This window comes from Streptomyces sp. HUAS ZL42 (assembly GCF_040782645.1).
GTDB lineage: Bacteria > Actinomycetota > Actinomycetes > Streptomycetales > Streptomycetaceae > Streptomyces.
Map to the genome: position 1 here is coordinate 2887908 of NZ_CP160403.1, position 12438 is coordinate 2900345.

At 71.3% G+C, this 12438-nt stretch carries 8 protein-coding genes; 2 read left to right on the plus strand and 6 right to left on the minus strand.

Annotated features, from left to right (window positions below):
• Positions 1-103: 103 nt before the first annotated feature.
• The 5 genes from ABZO29_RS13245 to ABZO29_RS13265 all read right to left on the minus strand — a co-directional run bounded on the left by ABZO29_RS13245 (position 104) and on the right by ABZO29_RS13265 (position 8201).
• Positions 104-1648 carry an RNA polymerase sigma factor gene (locus ABZO29_RS13245; RefSeq protein ID WP_367320390.1) on the minus strand — a complete coding sequence of 515 codons (1545 nt, stop codon included), beginning with the start codon at positions 1646-1648 and terminating at the stop codon, positions 104-106.
• Between the two features lie 445 nt (positions 1649-2093).
• On the minus strand, positions 2094-2981 hold the full coding sequence (locus tag ABZO29_RS13250; RefSeq protein ID WP_367320391.1) for a FadR/GntR family transcriptional regulator: 888 nt from the start codon (positions 2979-2981) through the stop codon (positions 2094-2096).
• Between the two features lie 163 nt (positions 2982-3144).
• On the minus strand, positions 3145-5349 hold the full coding sequence (locus tag ABZO29_RS13255; protein ID WP_367320392.1) for an ATP-binding cassette domain-containing protein: 2205 nt from the start codon (positions 5347-5349) through the stop codon (positions 3145-3147).
• A gap of 112 nt (positions 5350-5461) precedes the next feature.
• Positions 5462-6220, minus strand: a complete 759-nt coding sequence (locus ABZO29_RS13260; RefSeq protein ID WP_367320393.1) for an NUDIX domain-containing protein — start codon at positions 6218-6220, stop codon at positions 5462-5464.
• Between the two features lie 427 nt (positions 6221-6647).
• A complete protein-coding gene (locus ABZO29_RS13265; protein WP_367320394.1) occupies positions 6648-8201 on the minus strand; it encodes a DUF4192 domain-containing protein in 1554 nt (517 codons plus the stop codon).
• A gap of 130 nt (positions 8202-8331) precedes the next feature.
• Here ABZO29_RS13265 and ABZO29_RS13270 point away from each other — a divergent pair, with 130 nt between their 5' ends.
• Entirely contained in the window at positions 8332-10497 is a 2166-nt protein-coding gene (locus tag ABZO29_RS13270; protein ID WP_367320395.1) for a RecQ family ATP-dependent DNA helicase, read from the plus strand.
• A 308-nt stretch (positions 10498-10805) separates the two neighbouring features.
• The gene (locus ABZO29_RS13275) at positions 10806-11426 is read left to right on the plus strand and encodes a hypothetical protein (RefSeq protein ID WP_367320396.1); all 621 of its coding nucleotides are present in this window, start codon (positions 10806-10808) and stop codon (positions 11424-11426) included.
• A 324-nt stretch (positions 11427-11750) separates the two neighbouring features.
• On the opposite strand, the gene ABZO29_RS13280 is transcribed toward ABZO29_RS13275, so the two are convergent.
• Positions 11751-12392, minus strand: coding sequence for a hypothetical protein (locus tag ABZO29_RS13280; RefSeq protein WP_367320397.1), 642 nt, complete (start codon positions 12390-12392; stop codon positions 11751-11753).
• Positions 12393-12438 lie beyond the last annotated feature (46 nt).

The following is a 12438-nucleotide window of genomic DNA, read 5'->3' on the forward strand; positions in this document are numbered from 1 at the left end:
ACACCCAGAGTGATCCCGATCGCTCGGCCCCGCACCCGGGACTCGCCACAAAGGCCCGGCTCCCTGACGGAAGACCGGGCCTTCGGCGCCGTACGACTGCGACCTAGTCGAGGTAGTCGCGCAGGACCTGGGAGCGCGACGGGTGGCGCAGCTTCGACATGGTCTTGGACTCGATCTGGCGGATGCGCTCGCGCGTGACGCCGTACACCTTGCCGATCTCGTCGAGGGTCTTCGGCTGACCGTCGGTGAGACCGAACCGCATGGAGACCACACCGGCCTCACGCTCGGACAGGGTGTCGAGCACGGAGTGCAGCTGCTCCTGGAGGAGCGTGAAGCTGACCGCGTCGGCCGGGACGACGGCCTCGGAGTCCTCGATGAGGTCACCGAACTCGCTGTCGCCGTCCTCACCCAGCGGGGTGTGCAGCGAGATGGGCTCGCGGCCGTACTTCTGGACCTCGATGACCTTCTCCGGGGTCATGTCGAGCTCCTTGGCCAGCTCCTCCGGGGTGGGCTCGCGGCCCAGGTCCTGGAGCATCTGGCGCTGCACGCGCGCGAGCTTGTTGATGACCTCGACCATGTGCACCGGGATACGGATGGTGCGCGCCTGGTCGGCCATCGCGCGGGTGATCGCCTGACGGATCCACCAGGTGGCGTACGTGGAGAACTTGTAGCCCTTGGTGTAGTCGAACTTCTCGACCGCGCGGATCAGACCGAGGTTGCCCTCCTGGATGAGGTCCAGGAAGAGCATGCCGCGGCCGGTGTAGCGCTTGGCCAGGGAGACCACCAGACGGAGGTTGGCCTCCAGGAGGTGGTTCTTGGCGCGGCGGCCGTCCTCGGCGATGATCTCCAGCTCGCGCTTGAGCTTCGGAGCGAGCTTGTCGGCGTTGGCCAGCTTGTCCTCGGCGAACAGACCGGCCTCGATCCGCTTGGCGAGCTCGACCTCCTGCTCGGCGTTGAGCAGGGGGACCTTGCCGATCTGCTTGAGGTAGTCCTTGACCGGGTCGGCCGTGGCGCCGGCCGCGGCGACCTGCTGGGCCGGCGCGTCGTCCTCGTCCTCGTCGGAGAGCACGAAACCTGCGCTCTCGGCGCCCTCGGGCTCTTCGCCGCCCTTGGGGGTTTCCTCGAGGACCTCCTCCTCGAGCAGCTCGGCGTCGTCCTTCTTCGCACTGGTCTTCTTGGCCGCCGTCTTCTTGGCGACCGTCTTCTTCGCCGCCGCCTTCTTGGCGACGACCTTCTTCTCAGCGGCCTTCTTGGCCGGCGCGGCTTCCTCGGCGGGATCGACAGCGGGAGGGTCGGCAGGCGCGGCCGGGGCGGCCGTGGTGGCGGTGGCCTTCCTGGTGGTCACCGTCTTCGCTGCCACCGTCTTGGTGGCGGTGCGCTTGGCCGGACTCTTCGCTGCGACGCTCTTTCGGGTGCGCTTGGGCTCCGCGGCACTGACCATCAGCGTCACACCCTCTTCCTCGAGGATCTGGTTGAGGCTGCGCAGTACGTTCTTCCACTGAGTGGCCGGAATCTGGTCAGCTTCGAAGGCCCGACGCACATCGTCGCCGGCGATCTGCCCCTCAGCCTTTCCCCGCTCAATGAGCGCCATGACAGAGACGGACTCGGCGATCTCCGGCGGGAGCGTACGGGATGTGCTGGCCGACACGAACAACCTCTCGGAACGTTGGAAAACGGCTTCCGGCCCCATCCACGACGGACAGGAGCCGACCACCGGCCTGGGGATGGGCCGACGGCGCGGGCGGGGGCCGGGGAAGATTCACAGCGCCTGGAACGGCGTCCGTATTCCCTCCGCGGCTGTCACCTCTTAGGTCATCGCGCTGTTTCCACGAGCGTTACGCCCAATCTGCGTGGCCCGAGTCACACCCCGTAACCACTCAAAATCGGTCAGACAAGGGCAGAGAAGGTCATCAAGGGTCCTGAGCGGGGATCGTGGTGCCGCATTTACGGTCTCACCTCAGACTGTCTCCTCGCATCATCGGACCTCGCAGCAACCAGTAGGCCGCTGCGAGGTCCGACGGGGGCGGTTCGCCGGCCGAGTGGTGTCTCAGGAGGGGGGAGACACTTCCGGCGGCGCCACCCGCGGTGCGCGGTCAGTGCTCGCGCGGCGCGGGGACCACGCGCTCCACCTCGGGGTGGACCGTGAGTAGTTGGCGCATGGCCGCCTCCGCCGCCGCCCCGTCGCCCGTCGCGAGGGCGTCGACGATCCTTCCGTGGTGGACCAGGGACGCCTCGTTCGGCCTGTCACAGCCGGTGACGGGGCCGCCGGAGACCTGCAGGGCGGCCGACACGATCCCGGACAGGTGTTCCAGCATGCGATTGCCCGCGACCTGGATGAGCAGCGTGTGGAACTCGGCGTCGGCGCGGGAGAAGGTCAGCACGTCGCCCTGCCCCATGGCATGACCCATGATCTCGACCATGTCGGCCAGCCGCTGCTGGACGTCCTCGCGTCCGTGCCCGGCGGCGAGGCGCGCGGCGAGCGGCTCGATCGTCCAGCGCAGTTCGCTCAGCTCGCGGCGCTGGTCGTCGCGCTGCGGCCCGAACGCCCGCCATTCGATGATGTCCGGGTCGAGGAGATTCCAGTCACTGACGGGGCGCACGCGCGTGCCGACGTTCGGGCGGGCGCTGACCAGGCCCTTGGCCTCCAGGACGCGGAGAGACTCGCGGACGACGGTGCGGGAGACCTCGAAGCGCTGGCCGATCTCCTCGGGCACCAGCGGGCGGTCTGCGCCCAGGTCGCCCGAGACGATCATCTGACCGAGCTGCTGGACGAGTTGGCCGTGCAGCCCACGTCCGCGACTGCCCGCGGCGCGTCGGCCCACGCGGCCGAGCTCAGGTTCCGCGCTGTCCCACGCGGGGGCTCCGACGCGGTCGGCGACGGAGGCCTCGGCGTAGGGGTAGCGGTCGAGTTCGCCCGGGCCGGCCAGACCGGAGTCGGCGGAGCGGGCGGTGGTCATCATGGTGTGCGCAAGGGTAGTCACGGATCCTTTGTCGGCGCCGCTCCCAACTCCCTTGAGGTCTTTGGTGAAAAGCACACGAAAGGGTGATCGCTCACCCCGTCGCAATTGACGCCTTATCGGAAAGAAATGGGCGTTCTCCGGGGAGTTGTGCGCAGGCCGGGGAACGGATGGGCGGGGACGGTCGTCATCGGACCCTGCTGCGCAGGGTCGTGAGCAGAAATGCGCACAGGAGAGCGGTAAGCGACAACGTCAGCGCACTGCCCACGGGTTGGGCGATCAGCTTCGCCGCAGCGACCAGATAGCGGTCTCCCCCGAAGGGCCACTGCAGGAGGAGCACCTCCCGCAGCCGCATCGGAAGCCCGGCCGCGTCCCGTACGGACGGACCCTGCGCGAGCCTTTGCACGACGGGTACGACGACGATCGGCACGGCGACCACCGCCGCGAGCCCCGCAGTGGTGGACCGGAAGAGGCCGGCGGCCAGGACTCCGGCCCAGGCGCACCCCACCACCAGGCCGATCCAACTCGCGCTCTGCGAGAGCCAGTCCGCGGGAACCTGCGTGAGCTCCCGTCCGTACAGGAGATAGAGCACTTCGGCGTCGCAGCCCACCGTGAGCACGGCCAGCAGCAGAGCGGTGGCGCCGGCGACGAGAAGCTTCGCGGTGAGCAGCCCCAGCCGGCGGGGCACTGTGCCGCGGTCCACGGCCAGGGCGGGGTGGCGGAACTCGTCGCCGAAGGCGAGGGCGCCGAGCAGTCCCGCACCGAGGGCCGCAGGCGGCAGAGGCAGCGCCTGTGGCCAGGCGGCCAGCAGCCGGGGCTGCGGGGTGTGGCCGATGCGGGCCAGGAGCAGGGTGGTGAGAGCCGAGGTGACAAGCACGGCGGCACCCGTGACGAACCCGGTGCTGATTCCGGCGGCACGGCGGATTTCGTAGCGGAGGGGGCGCAGGGGGCTGGGGGCGGAGCGGACGGAGATGGGAGGTGGGAGAGGGGACGGGACGTCGGAGCGGACTTCGGCCCGACGGAGGGTCGAGGCCGCGGAGTGTGAGCCGGGGGTCGCGGAGGTTCGGGTGTCGTCGAAGGTGCGGACCGAGGTGGTCGGAGCCGGATCGAGGGCGTCGGCTTCGGTCGGCCGGTGGGATGTGATGTCTCCTGCTTCGGCGGGCTTCGGTGGGGCGATGTCGCCGATCTCGGTGGGTGAACGGCCTTCTGTGGCGTCGGCTTCGGCGGGCGGGCGTGGCTGGGTGGTGGTGTGCGCCTCGGCGGAGAGCACGTCCTCCGTGGATGCGGCGCCCGTCGTGGAGGACGCCTGTTCGGCGACCTCATCGCGCGCGTACGCGGATGAGCTGTGGGGATCACCTGCCGTGACGCCCTCGGCAGTCGCTGCGGGCGTGTGCGGCGACGCCGCGTCCTCAGCCGCAGGCGCATCGTCGCCGACAGCGCGTCCGAGCTGTTGCCCGTCGACTGAGCTCAACTCTGCCGTGCAGTGAGGCTCACCCGGGGCTGCCTCCTCCGCGCCCGGTCCCATGTCGCCGATCTCGTCGGCGATTTGGTGGACGAGGATGCCGTGGCGGAACGCGGTTTCGCCCACGGCGGCGCAGGTACTGCCGTACACGGAGAGCCGGCTGCCACCCTCCGCCACGACCTCGACAGAGCGGCGGGCGGTACGTGCCTCCTTGGTGAGCAGGGCGGCCAGGCGGGCGGCGTGCGGGGTGCGGACGGCGACGCGAGGACGCAGCCGTGTGCGGGCGAAGTCGGCGACCTCCTGGTCGGCGACGAGTCTGCCCCGTTCCAGGGTGACGACCCGGTCAGCGGTACGGGCGGCCTCCTTGGGGTCGGCTGTGGTCAGCAGAACCGTGCCGCCCTGGTCCGCGTGTGCGCGCAGCATGCCGTACAGCCAACGGCTTTCGCGGGTGGAGAGACCGTGGGCCGGCTCGTCGAGCACGAGGGTGTGCGGATCGGCAAGCAGGGAACAGGCCAGACCGAGGCGGCGGTCCATGCCACGTGAGAGCGTGCCGAGGCGTTCGTCGCGCAGACTGACGAGCCCGACCACCTCGAGGACTTCGTCGGCACGGCGTGCCGGAACGCCCGCAGCGGCGCAGAGCAGGCGGAGATGGCCACGCACGGTACGAGCCGGGTGACCGGGCACGTCGCCCAGCAGGACCCCGACCTCACGTGACGGATGGGCGATGCGGTGCAGGGGGCGGCCCCTGAAGTAGGTCATGCCACGGCCCCGTTGGAGTTCGAGCATGAGTCTCAGTGCCGTTGTCTTGCCCGCGCCGGGCACTCCCAGCAGCGCGGTGACACGGCCGGCGTGCGCCTCGAAGGAGACGTCGTCGACGGCGGGCGGAAGCTCCTTGCGGGGTTTGCTGGTCAGTCCGAAGGCCTGGATCACTCACAGCAAGATAGCGCGCTATATCCGGTTTTTCGGGCATCGCGCGGCCTGCTTCAAGAAGGGGATCAACCCTGTCGAGCCAGTGTGCGCAGGCGATTTCAGAGGCGGGGAGTCACACTTCGGGGCGCAGCATCGGAGGATTGAGCAGGGTCGCCCCGCCGGCCCGGAAGAGCTGGGCCGGACGGCCGCCCTGGCGGGTGGTGGTACCGCCGGTGGGGACCAGGAAGCCCGGCGTGCCCGTCACCTTGCGATGGAAGTTGCGGGGGTCGAGGGCCACACCCCACACCGCCTCGTAGACGCGACGCAGCTCGCCGACCGTGAACTCGGTGGGGCAGAACGCCGTGGCCAGCGACGAATACTCGATCTTGGAACGAGCGCGCTCCACCCCGTCCGCCAGGATCTGCGCATGGTCGAAGGCAAGGGGCGCGACCGGTTCGCCGTCGCGGCCGTAACCGGCCTGCTGCAGCAGTTCCTCGACCGGCGCCCAGCGCGCGTTGCTGGCGTCGCCGCCGGCGCGGGGCGCGGGCAGGTCCGGGGCGAGCGCGAGATGGGCGACGCTGACCACGCGCATCCGGGGGTCGCGCTTGGGGTCGCCGTACGTGGCGAGTTGCTCGAGGTGGGCGCCGTTGCCCTGGGCGGGGGCGGCAGGGTCGTGCGCGCGCAGCCCGGTCTCCTCGGCGAGTTCGCGTGCCGCGGCCTGCGCCAGGTCCTCGTCGGCCCGTACGAATCCGCCGGGCAGCGCCCACCGCCCCTGGAAGGGCGGCTCACCCCTGCGCACCGCCAGCGCGCACAGGGCATGGCGGCGCACGGTCAGCACGACCAGATCCACGGTGACAGCGAAGGGCGGAAAGGCTGACGGGTCGTAGGGCATGCGGCGATCATAGTCGTCTGCCTGACGATAAACACGCCCTTCACCAGCCGCATCGGCGACTGATCCACTTCGGCCCGATATGGGCTCTCACCTCCTTGTCCCGGCCTTCGCGCGAGCCTGCCCAGTGCGGGGCCGCAGTTCCCATCGCAGTCCGGCGGCCGCCTTGTCGACCATGGCGAGGCCGGACCGGCCGACACTACGGTGAGGGGCGCGTCCGCGGCGCGGCGGGTTCCGGCGAGCAGCCAACCGCCCAGCCCACCGGCGCCCGCGGGCGGCCCGTCCTGCCACTCGTGGCACGACACCGGGCCCTCGACCTGCCGCCGGCGACGGCGTTCATTCAGCCGGGCCGGCTGCCCGGACCCTCCCACCGGATCCTTCGGCGGTAACCGATGCTGCCCGGGCGTTCGGTTGCGCGCCTCCGCGTTGATCATCCCTCCCTGCCGCCGTCATGGCTCGCAGCGCCCGCCCCTCCGGAATCGCCGCTGTGGCGTCGTACGACTCCTTTCCCTGAGCCGCGCGGACGCGTACCTCCCGCCGCCCGCGCACGAGGACGGGCATTCATGCCGGGCACCGCTCCTTCCCCGGTGGCCCCGGCAGGACGTGCACGTCGGCGGCGACGCGCCGGTGCCTCGAGTGCCGGAAGGGCAGCGGGTTCGGGCGCGGCGTCGCGCGGCACCGAGCGTTCCCCACCGTCACTCGCGTCGGAGCCCTCGGCGCCCTCCGAACTGCCGGTCCTCTCATCGGCACCGCCGGACCCCTCGCCCGCCGGACGGCCACGCCCCCCTCGCTCCGAGCGGAGGCAGCGGCGGACGGATTCGGGGTCGAGGCCCTCGTTGCAGGCCTGATGCAGGAGGCGGGCGAAGAGATAGTCGGGATCGGCGCCCAACGCCATGGCCAGGGCTTCCCTGGCCTCGAGGTCGTCACCGGTCGACCAGGCGACCCATCCGGCGAGGGTGAGGGGCGCCGCGGCGTGTTCTCCGTAGGGACCGACGCAGCGGCGGGCCAGCGCCCGCCACAGGCGCAGGGCGGGTCCGGCTTCGTCGCCCTCCATCCACTCGGCCGCACGGTCGCGGGTCGTACGGTCCTGCAGGCCGAGGATCAGCCTCGCCGCTTCGTCGTGCCCGAGCAGTTCGTCGTCACGGCTGTCGGCCATGAGCGCGCCGGAGACCGGGGCCGCCTCGGCGAAGCGCCGCATGACCCGCTCGGCCAGTGCCACCGTCTCCTCGGTCACGGCCACGCGACTCGCATCGTCGAGGATCCTGGGCACCAGCGCCATTCCGGCGGTGTCCAGGGCGACCTCCTGCTCGAGTGCGGCGGCCGTCTCCTGGGGAAGCAGCCTGGCCCGCAACTCGCGGAGAGTGCCGCGGACCTGGATCCCGGCGTAGGTGGCCGCAGCGGCCAGCACGGAGGTTCCGGGCAGGCCCATCGGAGCGCCCTCGGCCGGACAGCAGCCCTCGCTCCCGCAGCAGTACGACCAGAAGCGCCCCTCGGAGATGCACAGCGCCTCGATCACGGGTACGTCTAGTACACCGCACGCCAGGCGCAGCTCGTGGGCCAGTGGTGCCAGCCGTTCCCTGACCTGCCGCCCAGACTCTCCCTTCGCGGGTTCCTGACAGAGGAAGACGACGATCTGCTCGGGCCGCGAGCCCCTGCGTTCACTGCCCGCCACCAGCCCTTGTGCCAGCTGCCGGGCCGCGGACTCCCAGTCGTCCCGGTTGGCGGGGATGCCGAGCCGGGCGCGTCCGCCGAACCTCCCCTTGCCGCCCCTGTCATGAAGGGCGACGAGGACGATGCTGTCCTCCGGGCGGTACCCGAGCAGATAGGGCAGGGCGTCGGCCAGTTCGGCCGGGGTGCGCAAGGTGACCTGATGACTGCCGGCCGCCGCGTCGTACGTCTCATGTGTGTCGCGGGATCCGCTCCTCTCGTATCCGGCAATCTCGCCGTTCTCGAAGGATCCAGTGGTTTCGCCGTGATTCGTCATGCGCCGACGATCTCGCGGATCATGAAGTTCCGCTTTGCCCTGTGGATAAGTCTGACCAGGGACATGCCACTCTGTCCGAGGCGAGGACGACCGCACCAGGATTGTCGGCGCCGTCCTGTTGTATGGACTCATGGAGCACACGAGCAACGCGGATCTCCGGGCAGCCGCCGATGCGGTCCTCGCCCGCCTCGTCGGGGACGTCACGGGCACGGCACGGCTGCGAGAGGACCAGTGGCGGGCGATCGAGGCTCTGGTCGCCGACAAGCGCCGGGCACTCGTCGTCCAGCGCACCGGATGGGGCAAGTCCGCGGTCTACTTCGTGGCGACCTCGCTCCTGCGCGCCCAGGGCGCAGGGCCCACGGTGATCGTCTCCCCGTTGCTCGCGCTGATGCGCAACCAGGTCGAGGCCGCGGCCCGGGCCGGCATCCATGCCCGGACCATCAACTCCTCGAACACCGAGGAGTGGGACACGATCCAGGGAGAGATCACCGCGGGCGAGGTCGACGTCCTGCTCGTGAGCCCGGAGCGCCTCAACAATCCCGACTTCCGGGACCAGGTGCTGCCCAGGCTGGCCGCCGCGACCGGCCTCCTCGTGGTGGACGAGGCCCACTGCATCTCCGACTGGGGCCACGACTTCCGTCCCGACTACCGGCGGCTGCGGACCATGCTCACCGACCTTGCGCCGGGCGTTCCCGTCCTGGCCACCACCGCCACCGCCAACGCGCGCGTGACGGCCGATGTCGCGGAACAGCTCGGCACCGGGGGTACGTCGGACGCGCTGGTGCTGCGCGGCTCGCTGGACCGGGAGAGCCTGAGCCTGGGTGTGCTGCGGCTTCCGGACGCCGCGCACCGGATGGCCTGGCTCGCCGACCATCTCGACGACCTGCCGGGCTCCGGAATCATCTACACGCTCACCGTGGCCGCCGCCGAGGAGGTCACCGCCTTCCTGCGGCAACGCGGGCACACCGTCGCCGCGTACACCGGCAAGACGGAGAACGCCGAGCGGCAACAGGCCGAGGACGACCTGCTCGCCAACAAGGTCAAGGCGCTGGTCGCCACCTCCGCCCTCGGCATGGGTTTCGACAAGCCCGACCTCGGGTTCGTCGTGCATCTCGGCTCGCCGTCCTCCCCCATCGCCTACTACCAGCAGGTCGGCCGCGCCGGACGTGGCGTCGAGCACGCGGAGGTGCTCCTCCTTCCCGGGAAGGAGGACGAGGCGATCTGGGAGTACTTCGCCTCGCTCGCCTTCCCGCCCGAGGACCTTGTGCGCCGCACGCTGGACGTGCTCGCGCACGCGGACGGGCCCGTGTCGCTGCCCGCCCTCGAGCCCCTGGTGGAGCTGCGTCGCTCCCGGCTGGAGACCATGCTCAAGGTCCTCGATGTGGACGGCGCGGTCAGGCGGGTCAAGGGCGGCTGGATCGCCACCGGGCAGCCGTGGTCGTACGAGTCGGAGCGATACGAGTGGGTCGCGCGCCAGCGGAAGGCCGAACAGCAGTCGATGCGCGAGTACGCCTCGACGGCGGGCTGCCGCATGGAGTTCCTGCAGCGCCAACTGGACGACGAGGGCGCGAGGCCCTGCGGGCGCTGCGACAACTGCGTGGGCGCCCGTTTCACCGCGGCGACCTCCACGGCCGCTCTGGACGCCGCCCGGGTCGACCTCGGCCGGGCGGGTGTCGAAGTGGAACCCCGCCGCATGTGGCCGACGGGGCTTCCCGCAATCGGCGTCGGCCTCAAGGGACGCATTCCGGCGGGTGAACAGGCGGCGTCGGGGAGGGCGTTGGGGCGTCTGTCGGACATCGGCTGGGGCAACCGGCTGCGGCCGATGTTCACGCCGCAGGCACCTGACGGGCCCGTTCCGGACGATGTCGCGAAGGCCGTGGTGAGAGTACTGGCCGACTGGGCCAAGGGGCCCGGCGGCTGGGCCTCGGGAGCGGCGGACGCCCAGCCCCGCCCGATCGGCGTGGTCACCGTCGCCTCGCGCACGCGTCCCCAGCTGATCAATTCGCTGGGCGCGCGCATCGCGGACATCGGCCGGCTGCCGCTGCTGGGCACCGTGGAGCACTCCGGCGACGCCTCCCGGGCCTCCCGGAGCAACAGCGCCCAGCGTCTCAAGGCACTCGACGGGGCACTGAGCGTGCCGCCGGGACTCGCGTCGGCTCTCGCCGAGAACAGGGGCCCGGTCCTCCTCGTGGACGACTACACCGAGACGGGCTGGACCCTCGCGGTCGCGGCCCGAATGCTCCGACAGGCCGGTGCCCAGGGGGTGTTGCCCCTGGTCCTGGCCGTCCAGGGATGACCTGCGCCTCGGGGTGACGCGGCCCGGAGCCTCATCACTCTGGACGCTCCGCGCCACAGGAGGTACGAACGTGCCGTGCACTGACGGCCCACGCGTCGCCCGTCGAATCACCGGGTAGGGATATAAGGCACACACCGCCAGATAAGAGACGGTGGCCCCAATTGCTCGTTGCCGCATCCAAGTTCGACAGGAAGAATTGAAGTCCGCTCCCCGCGCGGCTCGTCCGTGGTCCGGTAGGGCTCTGCTGCGGTGCGCGCTCCCCCGTATCCGACTCGCCCGCAGTGTGGGCCGTAGCCGAAGGGAGGATCGTGACCTTCGGATTCGCGCCGTCCTCGGCGGCACCGTTGTCGACGTCCGCGTCCGCCGCTTCCGCCAACCGCTTGCTCGAGCCCGCGGAGTGGTCCGCCGCCGGCATTCCCCTGCTGCGCAACCCTCGTGAGGTCGTCAGCGGACTGCACGCCCGGCACCTTCCGAAGCCTGCGACCGCGATCGTCGCCGTGCTCGACCCGGACGAACGGCTGCGGGCGAGCGCCTCGTTCACCCGGCGGTCGGCCCCTGCCGACGGCTGGATGTTCCGCAACGCGCTGCTGGCCCAGCTGCGCCGGGTCATCCCGCACGACCTGCGGCGACGCACACCTGTCCGCACCGCTGTACTGCTCTACTGCCGCGAGGGCGACGCCCGCTGGACGGAGGAGGACGGCGCGTGGATGTGGGGCCTGCGTGACGCCTGCACCCTGCACGGGCTGCGCTGCGGGGCGTACATCACGCTGACCAGAGACGGCTGGCAGGTTCTCGGCGAGGGCCGCGGCGGCCGCCGTCCCAACGCGGATTCGGCGCCGGAGCCGTTCGCCATGTCCGACGCACCGCTGCCACTGCCCCGCACCGGCGGTGCCGCCTCGGAGGTACTGCGGCGCGCAGCCGCCCGCTGAGGGCGACCCACTCGGCACCTGCGCTGAGGATCGGCCCTCGTGCCCGCGCGAACGAAATCTCGCGGGCAGCACGACATCGCAGTCCGGCATACGGCGACGAGGACCCACAGCAGCGGGGCCCGCTGGGGCCAGACGAGGGCCTACAGCGGCGGGGCCCGCGAGGGGCCCGTGGATGCGGAGCACAACGGCCGACTCGGCAACTCGGTGCACGCACCGGGCACCCGCGGTCCTCCGCGCATGCCGAAACCCCCACCGCGCAGGTGCCGCCGCGGCACCGGCTCCGTCACCCCCGGGCGCCCCGCGCCCGGGCGTATCGGAGCCGATTCAGACGCCTGCGCCCAGCACCGAGTTGATCTGCTGAGGATCGCCGCAGACGATCAGCAGGGCACCGGCCCGGCCGAGAGCCACGGGCAGGGCGGTCGCGGCCGCGGTGTCGGAACCACCGTTGACGGCGACGACGACCACGGGGCGGGACGCGGCACGGCTCGCCACGGCGGCGTCGGCGTAGAACACGTCGTCACGGGCATCGTGCTGGGCCCAGTAGGACGTTTCACCGAACGACAGCTCGTGGGCGGCCCAGGGGTGGGCTTCGCCGGTGGTGATCACCAGCACGTCGCCGGGGGCACGGCCGGACTCCAGAAGCAGGTCCACGGCCTCCTCGGCGGCGTCGAGCGCGCCCTCGACCGAGGCCGGGATCAGCTGGATCTGGGGGGTCGCCGAAGCCTGAGCGGCAGCGGCAGGGGCGGCCGGGCCCGAAGGGCCGGGCTTGGCAGCGGCCACCTCGCGCGGCGTACGTTGCACCGGCGGCGCGGGCCGGACGAGGCCGGGACGGCCGGGGCGCAACGGAGCCGCGGGACGGGGGCCGGGTACAGGGCGAGGGGTCGGCGCGGTGCGGCCGCTGGCCGGAGTGGCGCGGGGACCCTGGGCACTCTCGTGAATCTGAGGCTCCTCGGGAATGAGAGGCATGAGGTGTTATTTATCAAACGTTGGTGCGGCTCGCGCCAGCGGGTGG